This window comes from Streptomyces sp. NPDC050759, assembly GCF_044456945.1.
Lineage (GTDB): Bacteria > Actinomycetota > Actinomycetes > Streptomycetales > Streptomycetaceae > Streptomyces.
The window spans coordinates 273162-291604 of sequence record NZ_JBITGI010000013.1; the positions used below are offsets into that span (position 1 = coordinate 273162).

General features: G+C 69.7%; 12 protein-coding genes and 1 pseudogene. 7 read left to right on the forward strand and 6 right to left on the reverse strand.

What is annotated here, in order from left to right; translation table 11 throughout:
- Positions 1–410 precede the first annotated feature (410 nt).
- Positions 411–2327: a PAS domain S-box protein gene (locus ACIBJB_RS33260; RefSeq protein WP_398936137.1), complete on the forward strand. Its 1917-nt coding sequence runs from the start codon at positions 411–413 to the stop codon at positions 2325–2327.
- A gap of 73 nt (positions 2328–2400) precedes the next feature.
- Here the strand turns inward: ACIBJB_RS33260 and ACIBJB_RS33265 are convergent.
- Positions 2401–3117: pseudogene (locus ACIBJB_RS33265) on the reverse strand (MSMEG_0565 family glycosyltransferase); the annotation flags it as partial.
- Positions 3118–3181: 64 nt separating this feature from the next.
- On the opposite strand from ACIBJB_RS33265, the gene ACIBJB_RS33270 reads away from it, so the two are divergent.
- Positions 3182–4012, forward strand: coding sequence for a M55 family metallopeptidase (locus ACIBJB_RS33270; protein ID WP_398936139.1), 831 nt, complete (start codon positions 3182–3184; stop codon positions 4010–4012).
- Here ACIBJB_RS33270 and ACIBJB_RS33275 read toward each other — a convergent pair.
- Complete coding sequence (locus ACIBJB_RS33275) at positions 4003–4206, reverse strand: hypothetical protein (RefSeq protein ID WP_398936141.1); 204 nt, start codon at positions 4204–4206, stop codon at positions 4003–4005. The two genes, ACIBJB_RS33270 and ACIBJB_RS33275, sit on opposite strands and share 10 nt — an antisense overlap.
- Before the next feature lie 487 nt (positions 4207–4693).
- Here ACIBJB_RS33275 and ACIBJB_RS33280 point away from each other — a divergent pair, with 487 nt between their 5' ends.
- The 3 genes from ACIBJB_RS33280 to ACIBJB_RS33290 are packed head-to-tail and all read left to right on the forward strand — an operon-like array spanning position 4694 to position 7748.
- A complete protein-coding gene (locus tag ACIBJB_RS33280) occupies positions 4694–5050 on the forward strand; it encodes a hypothetical protein (RefSeq protein ID WP_398936143.1) in 357 nt (118 codons plus the stop codon).
- A gap of 5 nt (positions 5051–5055) precedes the next feature.
- Complete coding sequence (locus ACIBJB_RS33285; protein WP_398936145.1) at positions 5056–6084, forward strand: hypothetical protein; 1029 nt, start codon at positions 5056–5058, stop codon at positions 6082–6084.
- Entirely contained in the window at positions 6081–7748 is a 1668-nt protein-coding gene (locus ACIBJB_RS33290) for a hypothetical protein (RefSeq protein ID WP_398936147.1), read from the forward strand. The genes ACIBJB_RS33285 and ACIBJB_RS33290 overlap by 4 nt, the downstream gene beginning before the upstream one ends.
- On the opposite strand, the gene ACIBJB_RS33295 is transcribed toward ACIBJB_RS33290, so the two are convergent.
- A complete protein-coding gene (locus ACIBJB_RS33295; protein ID WP_398936149.1) occupies positions 7732–9528 on the reverse strand; it encodes an APC family permease in 1797 nt (598 codons plus the stop codon). The two genes, ACIBJB_RS33290 and ACIBJB_RS33295, sit on opposite strands and share 17 nt — an antisense overlap.
- Positions 9529–9718: 190 nt before the next feature.
- The gene (locus ACIBJB_RS33300; protein ID WP_398936151.1) at positions 9719–12679 is read right to left on the reverse strand and encodes a GH59 galactosidase; all 2961 of its coding nucleotides are present in this window, start codon (positions 12677–12679) and stop codon (positions 9719–9721) included.
- A 167-nt stretch (positions 12680–12846) separates the two neighbouring features.
- Between ACIBJB_RS33300 and ACIBJB_RS33305 the strand changes: the two genes are divergently transcribed.
- Positions 12847–14661: an ABC transporter ATP-binding protein gene (locus tag ACIBJB_RS33305; protein ID WP_398936154.1), complete on the forward strand. Its 1815-nt coding sequence runs from the start codon at positions 12847–12849 to the stop codon at positions 14659–14661.
- Between the two features lie 732 nt (positions 14662–15393).
- Positions 15394–15825 carry a hypothetical protein gene (locus tag ACIBJB_RS33310; protein WP_398936157.1) on the forward strand — a complete coding sequence of 144 codons (432 nt, stop codon included), beginning with the start codon at positions 15394–15396 and terminating at the stop codon, positions 15823–15825.
- A 383-nt stretch (positions 15826–16208) separates the two neighbouring features.
- Here ACIBJB_RS33310 and ACIBJB_RS33315 read toward each other — a convergent pair whose 3' ends face one another.
- Both ACIBJB_RS33315 and ACIBJB_RS33320 read right to left on the reverse strand, forming a co-directional pair.
- Positions 16209–17327, reverse strand: a complete 1119-nt coding sequence (locus ACIBJB_RS33315) for a fatty acid desaturase family protein (RefSeq protein WP_398936159.1) — start codon at positions 17325–17327, stop codon at positions 16209–16211.
- 7 nt (positions 17328–17334) lie between these two features.
- Complete coding sequence (locus tag ACIBJB_RS33320) at positions 17335–18390, reverse strand: ferredoxin reductase (RefSeq protein WP_398936161.1); 1056 nt, start codon at positions 18388–18390, stop codon at positions 17335–17337.
- Positions 18391–18443 lie beyond the last annotated feature (53 nt).

Genomic DNA, 18443 nt, shown 5'->3' on the forward strand with positions numbered 1-18443 from the left:
GGTGCCCGTGTCCCCGTAAACGGCCGCGGCGGCGTGAGTCCCTGCGTTCTCCGTCGAGGACGAGGCGGCCGTCCTGCCCGGGGACAGATCGGCGTCGGCGGCGAGGGCCGACGGTGGTGCGACGACAGGAAGGGCGATCAGCGCCACCGTACTGGCGAGCGCGACACCGAGACAACCGAATCCCTGCAACTTGTGCACACCGCAGACCGGTTGACCCGTCGGCAGCCTTCAGGGAGTGACGCCAAACCCTCGACAGCCTCCTCAGTCACCTCTTCCACGCCCCGGAAGCCGCGCCTCCATTCGGGCCAGGAAATGTCACGAAAGGACACTTCGCTACAAGACGCCCGCCCTCGCCGCAGTCGATGCTGAAATGTGGCATGGAACCAGGCAGGCGCCGCACGCACCCCAGCATGATCCCTGTGGCTGAGGAGCCGTTTCGCGCATTGCTGGAAGCGGCCCCCGACGCGATGGTCATCGTCGACGACACCGGGATCATCCGCCTGGTCAACGCCCAGACCGAAGCCCTGTTCGGCTACCCCCGCAACGAACTGCTCGGCCGTCCCATCGAGATGCTGGTCCCGCAGCGCTTCCGCGCTCAACACCCCGGTCACCGTCTGGGCTACTCCGCCAACCAGCAGGTCCGCCCCATGGGCGCCAACCTGGACCTGTACGGGCTGCGACGGGACGGAGCCGAGTTCCCGGTCGAGATCAGTATCAGCCCGCTGCAGACCCCCGACGGACTGCTGATCTCCGCCGCCGTACGTGACGTCAGCGAACGCAAGGCCGCCGAAGCCCGCTTCCGCGCCCTGCTGGAAGCCGCCCCGGACGCCATCGTCATCGTGGACGACACCGGCACCATCCAGCTGGTCAACGCACAGACCGAAGCCCTCTTCGGCTACCGGCGCGAAGAACTCCTGGGACAGCCCGTGGAAATCCTGGTCCCCCAGCGGTTCCACCATCACCACCCCACCCACCGCCACGGCTACGTCGACAACCGCCGTGTGCGTCCCATGGGCGCCGGGTTGGAGCTGTACGGGCTGCGCCGGAACGGGGCCGAGTTCCCGGTCGAGATCAGCCTCAGCCCGCTGGAAACTCCGGAGGGCACACTGGTCTCCGCCGCCATCCGCGACGTCAGCGAACGCAAGAAGGCCGAGACCCAGCTCGCCGAACTCTACGAACAGCAGCGCCATGTCGCCCTGACCCTGCAGCGCAGCCTGATGGGCTCACCTGCCCCACTGCCCGGCATGGACACCTCCAGCCGCTACTTCCCCGCACGCCAGGGACCCGGCGTGGGCGGGGACTGGTTCGACCTGATCGCCCTGGGCGGCGGCCGCATGGGCGTTCTGATCGGCGATGTCATGGGCCGCGGCCTGGAGGCCGCCGCCGTCATGGGCCAGCTGCGCTCTGCCTCCCATGCCCTGGCCAAGACCGGCATGCCGCCCTGGCAGCTGATGCGGGCCCTGGACGCGGTCGTCAGCGAACTGCCCGACCAGCTCGTCACCTGCTGCTACCTGGTCCTGGACCCCGACGAGAGCGCCCTGACGGTGTGCTCGGCCGGGCATCTGCCGGTGCTGGTGGTCGATACCACCGGACAGGTCCGCAGGCTCCCGGTCGATGTCAGTGTGCCGCTGGGCGTCGGCGACGTGCCCCACCAGGAGACCCGGCTCACCGTGCCGCCGGCCTCGGTACTGGCCCTCTACACCGACGGCCTGGTGGAAACCCCCACCAGCGACATCGAGTTGCAGATCGACGCCCTTGCCATCGCCCTGGAAAAGGCCGTCGCCGACACCGCCTGCCTGGAGCAGGCCGCCAACTCCGTTCTCACCGCCCTGCTGCCCGATCCCCAGGACTACAGCGACGACGTGACCCTGCTCCTGGCCCGTATCCCGCCCGCTCCCGTGACCGCCGTGTCCGCGCTCCTTCCCGCACAGCCCATCAGCGTGCGGGAAGGGCGCCAATTCCTGCGCCGCACGCTGCAGGACTGGCGCTGCGAGGCTCTCACCGACACGGCGTGCCTGCTGGCCTCCGAGCTGCTGTCCAACTCGGTGCGCCACGCCTGCGACCCGCTGCGGCTGCGTCTGCGCCGGACCCGGGACGAGCTCCACATCGAAGTCTGCGACGGCAGCCCTGTCCTGCCCCGCGCCAGGACCGCAGGCCCCGACGAGGAGTCGGGCCGCGGACTGGCCCTGCTCGACCAACTGGCCTCCACCTGGGGCACCCTGCTCGCCGAGGAAGGCAAAACCGTGTGGTTCTCTCTCCCCCTGCCGGACTCTCCTCACCGCCAGGGCGAGAACACGTCGGAGGACGCGAGCGGCCATCCGGAGTAGCCGTGGCGGCGAAGCGGGCGGCGGGGCCGAAGACGTCGCGCAGGACGGGGAGATCCCGTACGACCAGCGGGACTCCGGCGGCCAGCGCCTCCATCGCGGCCGGGCCGAAGCCCTCTTTCAGGGAAGGGAAGGCGAAGGCGTCTGCGGCTGCGACGAGCGCCGGGAGTTCGTCGTCGGGGACCGGTCCGAGGACGGCCGGGTCGATGCCGAGTTCGGCGGCCCGGGTCTCCCAGTGGGCGCGGTAGTCGCGGTAGTCGAAGAGGGTTTCGCCACCGGCGATCATCAGCCGCACGTCCGGGTGCTCGGCGTGCAGGAGGGCGTACGCCTCCAGCAGGTCGAGTGATCCCTTGCGGGGTTCGATGCCGCCGACGGTGAGGACGTACCGGCCCAGCTGAGAGCGCCAGGCGGCGCGGGCCGCCGGTTCGGTCCGTGCGAAGCGCTCGTACGCCACGCCGTTGGGGATCACCTGCGCCTTGATGCCCCATCCGTCGGTGAGTTCGTCCGCGACGGACTGCGAGACGCACAGGTGCGCGTACGGCTCGACGATGGCCCGTTCGTGGCAGGCGGCCAGTTCGGGGGTGGTGAAGTGGTCGATGTGGTGGACGGTGCGGACGCAGCGGCCGTCCACGGCGTTGGCGCTGATGCAGTCCTGGGCGTGGACGATGTCGTACGGGGACGGATCGAACGCCGCGCGCAGGCTCGCGATGGAGCGGAGGATGCGTTCCCCGACCGTCTCGTTCTCGGGTCCGTCGGGGAAGGGCACGATCCGCAGCCGTACGGCCGGGTCCACGGGCCGGAAGAAGCCGTCGTCGCCGCCCCGGCCCTGAAACGATCAAGATTGAGGAGACTGCGCAGTGCGGATCTACATCAGTGTGGACATGGAGGGCATCACCGGGCTGGTGGATGCCGACGATGTCCAGCCTGGCGGCCGGGACTACGAGCGTGGACGGCTGATGATGGCAGAGGACGTCAACGCAGCCGTCCGCGGCGCCGTCACGGCCGGTGCCAGCGACATCACCGTCAACGACGCGCACGGCCCGATGCGCAACCTCCTGCCCGAGGCACTGCACCCAGCAGCGCGCCTCATTCGCGGCAAGCCCAAGCACATGGGCATGCTCGAAGGCCTCACCCCCGAGCACGATGCTGTGATCTGCGTCGGCTATCACTCGCGGGCCGGTGCGCTCGGCGTGTTGAGTCACAGCTTCATGGGTCATGAGATCGAGGACATGTGGCTGGACGGCCGGCCCGTGGGTGAGATCGGTCTGGCCCAGGCCACCGCTGCGGCCCTTGGCGTTCCAGTGGCGGTCCTTACCGGTGACGACTGCGCCTGCGCAGAGATGTCGGAATGGGACGCCTCGGTGAGAACCGTGGCCGTGAAGTATGCGCGGGACCGTTTCGCGGCAGAGCTGCGGCCGGCGGAGGAAGCACGTGCGGCAATCGAGAAGGCGGTCGCTGCCCGTCTCTCCGCAGTGCCGAAGGTGTCAGCGGTCGCTGCGAATCCGTCCGTCCTCACCGTCCGCTGGCAGTCGGCTTCAGTGGCCTCGACGCTCCTGGGAATTCCGGGGGTCACGTCGGCAGACAGCCGGAGCGTCCAGGCGCAGGGCACACTGCCCGACCTCTATCGGCTGTTCGGCGTGTGGATGCGAGTGGCAGCGTCCCTGACCAACCAGCCCCCTTACTGCTGACCGCCACGGGCCGCGGTTTGGTCGCGGGTGCGGAAGTCCGCTGATGCACGGGCCTGCGGCAGCGGCCTGGTCGCCTCCGCCGACGGGGTGCGCTTCGCCGGGCGGGCAGGACAGGGAAAGGACTCGGGGTGGACGAGATCGACCCGTACGACGACGCTGCGCGGCAGTTGGCCGCGGCCAGGAACCGCACTCATGCAGCACACCTCTCCTGCACCAGGATCGCGAACGAGCGCCACGACCACGCGGGTACCACCGGGCCCGCCTGGCCGTCCGCGGTGACTGCGGATCCGCCCACCCGACCATGATCAATCTCACCGACAACCGCAGCAGGGAGAGCGTGATTACTGGGAGCAGGGCCCACGCCAGCAACGGTGTCCGGATCTCACAACCGATGTCGGGCTCTGCTCGTCCCGGTCAGCGATTCACGCTCGAGTCTGACTCCCTGTCGTCACGACGGCACGGAGGGCCTTCGTGGGTGACAAGCCGTGAGGCCCTTTCCCGATGGAGGCTGTCAGGAGAAACCGGCGCACAACCGCCCGCTTCCCCTCCGCCGTTGGGGGCGATCGTGGGCGAGGACGTACTGAGCATGTAACGAGCGCCAACGCGCCCTCGCACAGCAGGTGTTCGGCCTGGCAGAGTGGGGTGGGTACGCCGCGCGGCGGCTGGGGAGGCACGGGAGACATGACGGCGACGATCTCCGTGAAGGTCGAGGGACCGGTCGGGCTGGACGAGCCGGAGCAGCTCCTGGAGGAGCTGGGACGGGAGACAGGGCTGAGCTGGCGGCTGGAGACGGCCGGGCAGGACGGCACCCTCGACGGTGGCCTCGCCGCCATCATGCTGGAGGCCGTGCTGGGCGGCACTGTCGGTGCCGCGGTGCAGGTCGGCGTGCAACGGGCGATCGAGAACTGGCGGGGCCGCAGGCTCGATCCACCACCCGTCACCATCATCGTCGTCCAGCCCCCGCAGGCCCCGCCGCCCGCCCAGGACCCGCAACCCGCGCCGCGCACCGACGGCCTCACCACCCCCGAGGGGAGCTGACCGGCATGGCATCCCGGGCGCTCGTGATCGGTGTTGGAACATACGGCGAGGAATCCGGCATACAGGGCTATCCGACGATCGAGGCGAGCGCACGTGCCTACGGGGCCGCACTGGCCCGGGACCCGCGCTGGGGCGCCGCCGACCGGTCCCCGGTGCTGGAGCCGGACGAGGTGCGGACGGCCGACGGCGTGATGCGCGCCCTCCACGAGGCGGCCGCGGCCGGCGAGGGCCCGGAGGACACCCTGCTCGTGGTGTACGTCGGGCACGGCGCCTACTGGCAGGACGTACCCGGCGGCCAGGTCCACTTCGCGGTCGGCTCCTCGCGCAGCAGCGAACCCTGGACATGGCTGTCCGCCTGGTACGTGTACCGGGCGATCAGGAAGAGCAAGGCCGGCCTCAAAGTGCTGATAGCGGACTGCTGTTACTCCAGCATGCTGCCCCACCTGGGAGCCGACTCCGCCCCGCCGGGCGTTCTCGGCACCCGCTACAACGGCACCTGCGTCCTCACCGCGGTCGGCGGCAGCGTGCACAACGCGTGGGCCGGCGCCTGCCAGAACCTGCCCCATCCCCTCGACACCTGCACGCCGTTCAGCGGCCATCTGCTGAACGTGCTCGGGCAGGGCATGCCCGAGCATCCCGAGGACCTCACCCTCGGCGCACTCCGTGCCGGTATCGACGAGGGGATGCAGGAGTGCGGCGTCCACCACGCGCCGCGGATGCTGCTGAACGACGCCTCGGAGGCGGCCCCGCTGTTCACCAACCACGCCAAGGGCCGCCGGCCCCGGACCCGCGCGCTGGGCACGGTGGACGAATGGGTGCGCGAGCTGCTCCTCAACGGCGAGCGCAACCTGCCCGATCTGATGCGCCGGCCCGACCTCGCGGGCCGCGTGGTCGTCCGACTGAGGGCCGGCGACGAGCAGAGCCGCGACCTGGCTCGCCGCGTCGACCGGAAGGCCGGCGAACTGCTGCCCGACCCCGCCGACTTCGTCAGGTACTGGGGTGAGATCGAACCCGCGATGCTGGGCGGCGGATGACCGGCGCCGACAGCGCCGCGGGCGACCGCCGCACCGATCACCTCTTCCAGCCGGACCTGGCCGAGTCGCTCAACGAGGCGTACTCCTGGGTGGCGCGGGCCGAGGTCCAGCAGTTCATGGGCATCCTCGACAGGATGCGCAAGGAGCATCGCGAGGCGATGGCCATGCGCGCCCTGTACGCCTTCGCGCTGCGCCGCCCCGTCGATGAACTCGTCAAGCTCGCCCGCCGCTTCGACCCGCGGGACGGCGTCATGCTGATGGCGACGGCCGCCCTGTCGCGGCCCGTCGGGGAGGCCGCCGAGCTGGCCGTGATGCAGCAGGAGGCGGAGTCCGGCAGCGAGCGCGCCCCGATCACCGCGAGCATCGTGCACGACGTGGCCTGCCAGCGCACGGCCTTCGACGTGGCGGTGTTCGTGCGGGTCGTCCAGGAGCGGGGGTCCGACCTCGCGGAGCGCACCGTGCAGGTGTTCGCGGGTCCCGGCTCCGGCCGCACCAACCTCGACAAAGCGTTGCTGTACACCGCGCTCCGCGACGAGGGCTGTGACCGCGAGGCCGACCGGCTGCTGGAACTGACCTTGCGGGCGATCGCCGACAGCGAGCCGCGCGCGAAGCCGGGCGAGGAGGGCGAGGAGATCGCCGACCTGTCGGGCGCGTTCCAGCACCTCAGCCCGGTCGGGCGGGTCCTGGAGCGATGGATCGAGGAGCGGCTGAAGGCCTCGGACGCGACCCAGGTGGAGATGACGCGGCGGCTGGTGGCGAAGCTGATCGCCCGGCGCGGGGCCGGTCACGACGCCCTCGCCGAGCACATCGGCCGCACCACGCGGCCCCGGCACGTGGTGAAGCTCTGCGCGCTGCTGGCGAGGGAGGAGGACTCACCCGCCAAGTGCGCCCTGGTACGGCACTACGCGGCCGGGCACACGAACGTCCAGGAACTCGCCGCGCTCGTGTCGTACTGGCACAAGGAACCGGCCCTGACCGGCACCACCCGGGACCTGCTGGCCGACATCGTGGCCGGCTCCGCCACCCCGGGCTCCGCCCCCCGCCCCCTCGACGAGCTCAAACACCTGGACGAGTGGCTGCCGGAGAAGGACGCGGCTCCCGAGTGCTCCCGGCTGCTGCGCCATGTCGCCGCCGTGGGCGTCGAGGGGCGCTCCGGCACCGAACTGGTGGCCCTGCTGGACAACGTCGAGCGCAGCCGGGACCGCACCCGGGCCGCGGACGAGGCGGGGCGCCGGCTGGCCCTGGCGGTCATGGAGCCGCACGCGGACCGGGACTGGTTCGTGGAGTGCCTGAGCGCGCTGCGGACCCGGCACTCGGTCGCGGTGGACGCGGCCTGCCGCGAACTCTCCGACCCCTCGACCCGGTTGACGGTCGACGCCGCCCTGGTCGCCGATGTCGCGGCCCGTCTTCATCGCGCCGACCTGCGCGACGAGGCCTGGACGTTGCTCGAACGGTTCCTGGAGAACGAGCAGTTGGTGACCCCGGCCGCCGTCGTCGAGGTGGTGGGCGGGGTGCTGGCACTGCCGCTGCCGGACGCCGAGCTGCTGCTGCGGGCCACGGTGGGCCGCTGGTCGGACGTGGGCCACCGCGATGACGCGGTGGCCGAACTGCGGGCGGCCGAGCAGCACGAGGCGGCGCAGTGGGTCATCAAGTCCCTGCGGTGACGCGCACTTCCTTGGGTTCACGGCGGGGCTCGGGCAGGGTGGGCGGCACTCTGTCCATGTAGCGGCGGCAGGCCCTGACCAGCAGTGGGAAGACGACGGCCGCCGACAGGGCCACGATCAGCCGCGGCACCACGGCCAGATCCTCGCTCAGCACGTCCCTCAGCAGTGTGCACGCCACGATCACCGCCCAGTGCGCGAGAAACAGCAGCACCGGTCGTACCGCCGGGTCTCCGCGGGTCGCGAAGCGAGAGACGTGGTCCCGGGCGTCGTAGCGCCGGAACAGGCTTCCTATGAAGGGCAGATCGCGTCTGGCCAGCCAAGGGAGACCGAGCAGCAGCGCCGAGCCGATCCCCACGCCGGCCATGCCCCGCCACACGTTGGGCCACTCCGCCTCGAGCATCACGACGGCGATCGCGACGAACGCGGTGGCGGAGAGCGCCAGGTGCACCATCTGGCGCGTCCGCCCGAACTCCGGCAGCTTCAGCGCCACCAGGACGACGCCCGGCGTGGCGTACACGACGAGTGTCGGAACGCTGTTGAGGGCGACCAGTTCCTCCCAGTTGCCCCGCACCACGACGAGCATTGCCAGCCCTATCGCGAAGTTGACCAGAAGGATCATCCAGTACGCGTCGATCTCGCCGCCCCGGAACCGGAACGACGCCCGGCGTGCCGTCTGCAGCCCGCGGTGGGTGAGGTGGGCGCGGCTGAGGGCCGCGACCTCGCGGGTCAGGGCGTGGGTGAAGACGAGGCCGGACCCCATCGGGGACAGCACCGCGTTCACCCGGATCAGCCAGGCCAGCCAGGTCATCGTCGCCGCCGCGGCGAACTGGGAGTACGGCGATTCGAGTATGTTCCCGGTGAGCCCCTGGCAGTGTCTGCCGAACACGTACTGCAGCGCCGTGTACAGCGCGAACGCGCCGACGAGAGTGCCGTACACCGCCCAGCGCAGCCGCGCCGCCTCGCCCATGCCCCGCCGCTTGACGTTGCCGGCGAAGTCGAGCGGTGCCTGGAAGCCGATGTACGCGTAGATGACGGCGCCGCCCAGCACCACATACAGCGGCGACACGCTCCCGGCCTGGCTCTGCAGGTGCTCAGCGGTTCCCGAGCGCCCGCTGAAGTACCAGACCCGCTCCGGCTTGCAGCTCTCGGCGGCGTCGAACGCGGCGAACCCCAGACAGACGATGATCAGCACCGGCACCAGGACCTTCACCATGGTGATGAAGAGGTTCAGCCGGATCAGCCGACGCGGTGGCAGCAGGTTGAGCCCGACGATCAGCGCCATGAACACCACAGCCCACAGGACGCCGGTCATGGAGAAGTCGTAGGCGTGTTCCATGCTCTGCGGGGTGGGCTTGGCGACGTTCTTCAGCGCCTCCCCGTTCCGCAGCAACGACGGGAACCAGTTCGCCAGTCCGTGGACCATGGCGACTGCCTCGCTCGCCGGATTCACCGCGTACACGATCCACAGCCCGGCGGCCACGACCGTGGCCACCAGCGGGCCCGCGGCCTGCAGGGGGAGGAAGATCAGGCCGCCCGTCTTGGGGACGGCGATGCCCAGTTCGACCATCACGGCGGCTATCAGCAGCATCAGCGCTCCGCCGGCCGCCCAGGCCCACACGGCGTTGTCACCGGCCGCCCAGTGGGCTTTACCGGCCGCCAGCAGCCACCCGGAACCCACGACCCCGCCGGCGGCGAGCCCCACCAGATCCAGCGTGGACAGCCGACGGCGTTCGTCGGCGTCCTCCAACGAGCCCGACCGTGCCGAGCCCCGGTCGCCCATCCACCCCAACTCGTCCCCCTCCCCCGGAGTTACCGCAGACCAGGTTATCTTCGGCAGCGACTCGGGAGGCCGTGGACGGCAGGTGAGGAACCGGTACTGAATCGATGCCGGGACGACGCCTTCACAGGTTCCGGTCACTGCCCCTGGCCGGCGGGTCCGCCTGAAGGGGCGGGCCCGCCGGTGGTGTTGGTCAGGGCTCCGTGCGGACCAGCTTGTCGTAGGCGTCCACGAGCCTGTTCGCGAGCTGGCCGACGCCCAGGGCGTCGAGGCCCTTCTGTCCGCGCACCGCTGCCCTGGCGGCGGTGCGTGCGGTGGTGAAGTCGGCCCATGAGTCGGCCGTGTAGTCGGTCCGGTCCGGGGAGCCCACCGTGTCCAGGGCGGTCCGGAGCGGTGTCGTGTCGACCGGCCCGTCCACGTCGCCGGAGAGCGCGGTGAAGGCGTCGAGCACGATCTTCCCGGACTTGAGGGTGAACGTCGCCGTGTGTCTGCCGTCGGGCAGGCCGCGCAGTGAGTACGTCGCCTGACGCTTGTCGGTCGCGGTGGTCTTCGCGTTCCGGGCGACGGACCGGCCGTCCACGAGGACGTCGAGGACGGCGCTTCCGTCGTTGCCGCCGATGACGTCGATGCCCGTGCCGCGGAACGGGACGGTGACGGTCGCGCCCGCGGTGGCGCTGGTCGACGTCGAGCGGTACCAGTTCATCGCGTCACCGAGGGAGGCGTTCCGGCTCCAGGTGCCCTCGTAGGCGACCGAGCTGTCCATGTTGTCGGTCAGCGTGGCGGCGTACGGGGTGTAGCCGGCGACCTTCTCGACCTTCAGGTTGTCGAACGCGGTCGTGTGGAAGTCGGTGCCGAGCTTGACCCGGCCCTCGGTCACCGGCGTCGGGTCCTGGTAGGTGGCGACGGCCTGGCCGTCGACGTACGCGGTGACGGTCGCGCCCTTGGCCTCGACGGCGAGGCGGTAGCCGTCGGACGCGGCGACCGTCCCGGTCCGCAGTGCCGTGCCGTACCTGGAGAAGGTCCAGCTCCCGCTCGGGCCGATCCCGACGCTGTACGCGGCGTCGGTCGCGGCCATGCCCTTCTGCTGGCGTACGCCCAGGGTGGCGAGGCCGCCGGCCGGGTCCGGGAAGGAGACGTCGACCGAAGCCCGGTAGTTCTCCCAACGGAAGTCGCCGACCGTGGTGTTGGGGGTGTTCCGGTTCCAGGCGCCGGTGTCCTTCATGGACTGGTCCAGGTACTGGTACAGCACGTTGTCGCCGCTCGGGCCCTTGCCGACCTCCCAGGCGCCGGTCTGGTCGACCAGGTAGCGGGGCTGGTTGCCACGGGAGGTGAGGTACGGCTGGGAGATCTTGCGGGCGCCGTTGTCCGTGCCGACCGCGACCCGGCCCTCCTCCTCGTACCCGAAGTCATCGGCGTACAGGACGCTGTCGTGGGTGTCGTGCTTCTTGCCGGTCGCGTCGGTGTCGAGGACCGTGCGGGCGGCGGTCTCGGGCAGGCGCTGCCTCGTCGCCTTGTCGGAGCTGCGGTCGAGGGTGGTGAACGTGACGATCGAACGCGGCTTGACCGTGTAGGTGTAATAGCCGTCTCTGTCGGGCCGTATCTGGGCGGCGAGATGCTTGAAGTTGGCGTCGTAGGCCTGGCCGGGGTCCGCCGCGCGGGTCTCCCAGACCTCCATGGTGGGATCGCCGCCCAGCACCATGTTCTCGGCCTTGATGCGGTAACTCTTCGTCCGGTCACTGTCGTTGACGGCGATCGTCGAGAAGTCCTTCTTCGCCGGGTCGGCGAGCGTCATGTAGCTGGGGGCGCCGTTCGAGCCGTCGACGTTCTCGGTGCCGCTGACGCCGCTGTAGCTCGCCTCGGGCACGGTGCGCCAGATGCCGGCCGTGTTGGTGTCGTTCTCCCAGCCGGTCTTCGCGAACTGGGTGAAGTGCTGCATCACATACACGGCGGCGTCGTAGTGGATGCTCCCCGACCACGGGTCACGGGCGCTGACCAGCTCCTTGTGGCTGTACTGCGCGCCCTCGTAGAAGGCCCCGATCGCCGGCTGGAAGATGTAGTGCGTCCGCTTGGAGTTGGCGTAGCTCTTCACCGAGCGGTTGGCGATGTCCAGGGCGCTCTGCACACCGCCGATACCCGTGCTCGCGCCGCCCGGCCCCTCGGTGTTGGAGACCCGGTAGTCCGTCCAGCCGAAGGAGCCGACGCCCTCGCTGTACCAGACCTCCTTGTCCTGACCGTGGGTGTTGTCGCCGGTCGCCAGCTTCGTGTACGGCCGGTAGGTGGCGCTGTCGGACGTGCCGTCCAGGCGGTCGTCGGTGGTGTAGTGGTAGCCCACCGCGTCGACCATGCCGAAGAGCTCGGTGTCCGTGAGCATCGCCGGGCCGATGTTCTTCGTGGTGTTCTCGTCCGAGGCGACGATCTTGATGTCGTGGTACGCCCTCGCGGCCGAACTCTGCTGACGGGCCGTCAGCCCATACCGGGAATCGCTGAATTCCGTGTCGTTCGCCAGCGTGTTCTTGTACCACTTGATGAAGGAGATGTCGGGTTTCGTGGTCTCGTTGGTGTCCGGATTCACGTAGTCGACCATGTACCCGTACTTCTGGTACGCGTCGAGGATCGTCTCCTTGTACCAGCGGTACATCTCGTCGGTGCCGGTTCCCTTGTTCCACTCGGTCTGCACCCACTGGGGCATGACCCAGCGCAGGATCGACACCTTGAGCTGCGGGTTGACCGTCTTGGCGTCGGCGGCGAGCTGGAAGCCCGGTGAGCGGGAGGCGTCGGCGAGTTCGTCGCGGGTGCGCATGGTCGCGGGATCGGAACCGGTGGAGGTGTTGGTGTCCGAACCCATCTCGATCTTGACGTGGTTGATCAGAGGGCTCTTCCCGCCGAACAGGACCCTGATGAGCTGCCAGTACCGTTCGGGGTGCTCCGCCTTGTAGTCCATCAGCAGGTTGCTCGTGCTGTTGCAGCTGAGCAGGCCGAGGCCCTTGTAGGTCAGGCCGTTCACGTTGTCCGCGCGGACGTCGTTCCCGTCGACCACGATCTGTACGGGGTCGTCCGCGGAGTGGGCGGCGGGCGCCGCGGTCACTCCTGCCGCCAGTGCCATGGTGGTCGCCGCGGCGAGCGACGCCCAGCCGAATCTTCGCTGCATACCCATTCGGGGGACCGTAGGCGGCAAGCGCTTTCTACGTCAATCCCCTTGCGTCACTCGAGATTTGACCGTCCTTGACGGCGCGACCTGCCGGAAAAGGCGTGGACCCCGAGGGCGCCGCCGCGGGACACTGCCGAACTCGGACCGCTACTCCCCATACACACAGGGTTAGGATGCAGACGCCTGAGCTGGAGAAGATCACGCCGCGCCGAGGCGCGGTACTCCTCGCACTTCGTTACTACGGACGGGAGTTGGCCCGGCTCCGCCGGCTGACGGTTCCCGCCATGCTGCTGTTCGCGCTGGGCGGCATCGGCCTCAATTACATCGCCCCGCTGATCGTCGCGAGGCTCGCCGGCGACATCGCCGACGGCGCCGAACTGACTGTCGGGTCGGCTCTGCCGTACGTCTTGGGTTTCGCCGGTGTCCTGCTGCTCGCGGAAGCGCTGTGGCGGGTCGCCCTGCACTGCATGAACCGTCTCGACGCCCTCGGCATCGAGCACCTGTACGTGATCGGAATGGACGAACTGTTCGCCAAGGACGCCACGTTCTTCCACGACAACTTCGCCGGGTCCCTCACCAAGCGCGTCCTGAGCTTCGCCACCCGCTTCGAGCCGTTCGTCGACACCCTGGCGTTCCAGGTCGTGGGCAACGTCGTACCGCTGCTGTTCGGCTCGGTGGTGCTGTGGCGCTACGAACCGCTGCTCGTCGTAGGACTGTTGACGATGATCGCGGTGACGGCGCTGTGCGCTGCACCCCTCATCCGGCGCCGCCAGGCACTGGTCGCCGAGCGCGAGGCGGCCGTCGCGCGGGTCTCCGGACATGTCGCCGACAGCCTGATGAACATGGACACCGTCCGTGCGTTCGGCGCCGAGGCACGCGAGGCCGCCGAGCACCGCTCCCGCGTCGCGACCTCACGCCGGCTCATGCTCCGGTCGTGGGACTACGGCAACCTGCGCATCGACACCTTCGTCGCGCCGATGTCCGTGCTGACCAACGCGCTGGGCCTGCTCCTCGCGGTCACGCTCGGCGGAGGCAGCCACGGTGTGGAGGCGGTCGTGGTCGCCTTCACCTACTACTCCAACGCGACCCGGATCATGTTCGAGTTCAACCAGATCTACCGTCGCCTGGAGAGCTCGATGACGGAGGCCGCGCAGTTCACCGAACTGCTGCTGACCCCGCCGACCGTGCTCGACCCGCCGTCGCCCGAGCCGCTGCTGCCCGGGAAGGCCGACGTCCGCTTCGAGCAGGTGAACTTCGCCCACGCGGGTGCGGAGTTGCTCTTCGAGGGGCTCGACCTGTTCGTGCCCGGCGGGACGAAGGTGGGGCTCGTCGGCCGGTCCGGCGGCGGCAAGACCACACTCACCCGGCTGCTGCTGCGGATGCAGGACATCGACGGCGGCCGGATCCTGGTCGGCGGACAGGACATCAGCAGACTGCGTCAGACCGACCTGCGGGGTCTGATGGCGTACGTGCCGCAGGACCCGGCGATGTTCCACCGCACCCTTCGGGACAACATCGCCTTCGCCCGGCCCGACGCCACCGAGGCCGAGATCCGCCGCGCGGCCGAGGCGGCACACGTCACCGAGTTCGCCGACGCACTGCCGGACGGCTTCGACACCCTGGTGGGCGAGCGCGGCGTCAAACTCTCCGGCGGACAGCGCCAGCGCGTGGCTCTCGCGCGGGCGATCCTGCGGGACGCGCCGATCCTGCTGCTCGACGAGGCCACCAGCGCCCTGGACTCGGAGAGCGAGATCCTGGTCCAGGAGGCGCTGTGGCGGCTCATGGAGGGGCGGACGGCGCTCGTGGTGGCGCACCGGCTGAGCACGGTCGCGGGCATGGACCAGCTCGTCGTCCTCGACCGCGGGCGGATCGTCGAACAGGGCAGTCACCAGGAACTGCTCGCGCTGGACGGCCCGTACGCCAAGCTGTGGCACCACCAGTCGGGCGGCTTCCTCGAAGACGATCCCGTGGAGGTCGAGTTGCACTGAGCATGGTCGTCGCCTGTCAAGAGCCCCCGCTGGGGGCTATGGCAGCACCTTCCGCGGCAGTCTGCATCTGGACGACGTTGGATCCGCTGCCCGACGGTCGACGGCCGCAGGAGCCGGGGGACGGCGCTCGGGGACTGCCCCGCGCATCGTCTGCGCAGCCTTCTCGCGGGCGAGGGCGACGTGTTCACGGAAGGGGTAGATCTTCGGGTCGGTCGCGGCCCTCCGCAGGGCGGCGAGCGCTTCGACCCATTCCACAGCGTCCTCGGGCAGGTTGTGGGGCTGGCCGTTGGTCCGTTCTGCCGCGCGGGGTGCCGGCGGGATCCGGTGTGGATCATGGATCACGGCGGTGCGCACATTGCCCTGTCGTCACGCCGCTGCTGCGAGCCCTCGAGCAGCGCTTGGCTGCAGGCGGGCGTGTCAAGGCTCTCCGGCCCCAGGACAGCACCCGGACAAGTCGACGAATCCGCCGGCGAATCGGTCCACAAGCACGCGGACGATCAGCGTGCGCGGGTCAACGTCGCCGGCAAAACCCTGAGACCCGTGCGGGCGGCGGCCGTCCCCGAGAGCGACGGGTATCCGGGCGGTCCCTGCGCGCAGGCCCGCCGGCATCACCTTCCGCCCATGGCGCCCCGTACGACATCGCGTCGGCCCGTGTCGGCCCGCGTCGGCGGAAGCCGAGTCGTTATGGACCGGGGCGGGGTGGAATCGCCGCCTCCATGGTGCAGTCGAGCAGTGGTCTGGTGGGAGAGAACGCGGAACGGCATCGGCGGACTGCGGCGACGCTTCGGCGGGCGGTCCGTCACGGATGAGGATGAGGATGAGGGCATCGGGGCGGAGAGGCGGCGGCCCTCTCGGCTGACCGATGCCGCGGTCGCGCTGCTGCTGGCGGTGGCCGATGCCACGGCCCTCGCGGGAGTGGCTCTGTTGATGTTCATCGTGGGGATGTCGCACTCGGAGCCGCCGGGGCATACGCCGGCCAGGGGCGAGGACGTGTCGCCGCTTCAGCTGGCCGTGGTCTGGTTCGTCCCGTGTGCGCTCGCCTTGTCATGCTACGTCCACGCCCGGCTGCGCATGCCCATCACCAGCGCCGTTCAAGGTCTGTTCTGCGTCATCGGCACCACACTGGCCATCGGCGAGACGAACATGCTGCTGTCCTTCACCTGAGCTGCGCGACCTCCCGAATCAGGGCCCTCGGCGGCTCCCGAAACGGGGTCGTACACGGCATCGGCGGGGCGGGCCGGAACAAGCCTCCCGGGGGGCGGTGCGCGGTTCCCCTGGGGCCTGTCCCTGCAGGTGTTCTGAGCTGCCTACGTGATGCGGCTGTGCGACACGGAGGACGACGAGCCGGGCCCGGCATGGTTCGGCGCGGACGAGGCTGACTCCGAGGCGGCGTACGAGGCCCTGGCGAACCAGCGCACCCGGACGCCGGCTGTCCCGGATCCGGTGTCGCACGCTCTGACGTCGCGGTCGCCCACCGTCCGCAATGGATCTCACCTAGCCCGGCGGTGCCGCCGGTACGGCCGATGGAACTGCACCAATACCGGGAATCAGGCGGCGACGAGTTCCCGCTCGCGGTCTGGCGTTGTGACCTTGGGCTTCGTGTTCGGCAGCGAGAGCCGGAAGACCCTGTGCCACGCGGAGAACACCTGCTTGGGCAGCGGGCCAGTGACGTACTCCAGGTCGTACTTCTCGAACAGCGCGCGCACCTTCACCGCGACCTCGGCGTACCGGTTGCTCGGCAGGTCCGGGAACAGGTGGTGCTCGATCTGGTGCGACAGGTTGCCGGTCATGAAGTGCATGGCCTTGCTGCCGCTGATGTTCGCGGAGCCCATCATCTGGCGCAGGTACCACTGGCCGCGCGTCTCGCCCTTGATGGAGCGGCGCTCGAAGACCTGTACGCCTTCGGGGAAGTGCCCGCACATGATCACCGAGTGGGACCAGATGTTGCGGACCAGGTTCGCGGTGAACGTGGCGGCGAGCGTGGGGAGGAACGACGGGCCCGACAGCAGCGGGTGGATCACGTAGTCCTTGAGCACCTGCTTGCGGATCTTGCGGCCCACGGCCTTGGCGCGCGCGCGGAACTCCGGGTTCTTGCGGCGGCGCTTGTCCAGGTTCTTGCCGAGCTCCAGGTCGTACGCCGCGATGCCGTACTCGAAGAAGCACGCGTTGAGGAAGTTCCACAGCGGCTGGCCGAGGTGGATCGGATGCCACCTCTGGTCCTCGTCGACGCGCATGATGCCGTAGCCGAGGTCGTTGTCCTTGCCGATCACGTTGGTGTACGTGTGGTGCAGCTCGTTGTGCGAGTGCTTCCACTGCTCGGCCGGCGAGACGTGGTCCCACTCCCAGGTGGTGGAGTGGATCTTCGGGTCCCGCATCCAGTCCCACTGGCCGTGCAGGATGTTGTGGCCGATCTCCATGTTGTCCATGATCTTCGCCACGGACAGTCCTGCGGTGCCGAGCAGCCACGCGGGCGGGAAGATCGAGAACAGCAGTACGCCCCTGCTGACCAGCTCGAGCTTGCGCTGCGCCGAGATGACCTTGCGGATGTAGGCGGCGTCTTTCTCGCCTCGGGCGGCGATCACGTCGTCGCGGATCGCGTCCAGCTCGCGGCCCAGCTCCTCGATCTGCTGCGCGGTCAGGTGGGCGGTGGGGTCGATGGCGGTCAAGGTGCTCCTACCGTTCGATGTCGCAGGGGCCCGCGGCGGCGGACACGCAGGTCTGGATGAGGACGCCCGGCTCGGCCTCGGTGATCTCGCCGGTGCGCAGGTCGCGGACGGCGCCCGCCTTGAGCGGCGAGACGCAGCCGAAGCAGATGCCCATGCGGCACCCGGAGGGCATGAGCACGCCGGCCTCCTCGCCGACGTCCAGCAACGGCGTGGCGCCGTCCGCGTCGACGGTCTTGCCGGTGGCGCTGAACGTGACCTCGCCGCCGTCGCCGGCGACGACGATGCTGGGGCGGAAGCGTTCGGTGTGCAGGCGCTCGGGGACGCCGTGCTCGCTCCAGTGCTTTTCGGCGGCGTCGAGCAGGCCCGCGGGCCCGCAGGCCCAGGTCTCGCGCTCGGCCCAGTCGGGCACGAGTGCGTCGAGACGGGCGATGTCGAGCATGCCGTCGGTGTCGGTGTGCACCTCGGTGAGCCGCAGTTTCTTGTCCGCGACCAGGTCGTGCAGTTCGTTGCGGAAGATCACGTCGTGTGGCTGTGGCGCGCAGTGGACCATGACGACGTCGTCGAACTCGGTGTCGCGCAGCATGCCCATCACGGGCGTGATGCCGCTGCCGGCCGTCAGGTAGAGCACCTTGGCGGGCTTGGCCTGCGGCAGCACGAAGTCACCGGTCGGCTGGTCGAGCTGGATCAGTGTGCCCGGTTTAGCTCTGCGGACCAGGTGGTTGCTGACCTTGCCGTCCGGGATCGCCTTCACGGTGATCGTGACGCGGCCGTCCTGGCGGTTTGTGGGTGAGGTGAGGGAGTAGGCACGCCACAGGCGCACCCCGTCGACGTCGACCCCGATCCGCACGTACTGACCGGCTGTGTGGCCGCGCCAGCCCCGTCCCGGCCTGATCACGATGGTCGCGGCGTCACCCGTCTCGTGGTGCACGGCCTCGATGCGCCCCCGCAGGTCAGCGCCCGCACGCAGCGGACTGACCAGGTCGAGGTAGTCCGACGGCAGCAGTGGCGTCGTGACCATCTCCAGCAGTTTCCACGCCCTGCTGCGCAGGGCTGTACTCGTCATGACTCCAGCTTGCTGTGCCTCAAGGCGTAAAGTCCTGACCGCAGGACGTAAAT

Coding starts and splice junctions, on each gene's coding strand:
- ACIBJB_RS33260 (WP_398936137.1), top strand. CDS start 411: ATGATCCCTGTGGCTGAGGAGCCGTTTCGCGCATTGCTGGAAGCGGCC.
- ACIBJB_RS33275 (WP_398936141.1), bottom strand. CDS start 4,206: ATGAGTGCGGTTCCTGGCCGCGGCCAACTGCCGCGCAGCGTCGTCGTA.
- ACIBJB_RS33280 (WP_398936143.1), top strand. CDS start 4,694: ATGACGGCGACGATCTCCGTGAAGGTCGAGGGACCGGTCGGGCTGGAC.
- ACIBJB_RS33285 (WP_398936145.1), top strand. CDS start 5,056: ATGGCATCCCGGGCGCTCGTGATCGGTGTTGGAACATACGGCGAGGAA.
- ACIBJB_RS33290 (WP_398936147.1), top strand. CDS start 6,081: ATGACCGGCGCCGACAGCGCCGCGGGCGACCGCCGCACCGATCACCTC.
- ACIBJB_RS33295 (WP_398936149.1), bottom strand. CDS start 9,528: ATGGGCGACCGGGGCTCGGCACGGTCGGGCTCGTTGGAGGACGCCGAC.
- ACIBJB_RS33300 (WP_398936151.1), bottom strand. CDS start 12,679: ATGGGTATGCAGCGAAGATTCGGCTGGGCGTCGCTCGCCGCGGCGACC.
- ACIBJB_RS33305 (WP_398936154.1), top strand. CDS start 12,847: ATGCAGACGCCTGAGCTGGAGAAGATCACGCCGCGCCGAGGCGCGGTA.
- ACIBJB_RS33320 (WP_398936161.1), bottom strand. CDS start 18,390: ATGACGAGTACAGCCCTGCGCAGCAGGGCGTGGAAACTGCTGGAGATG.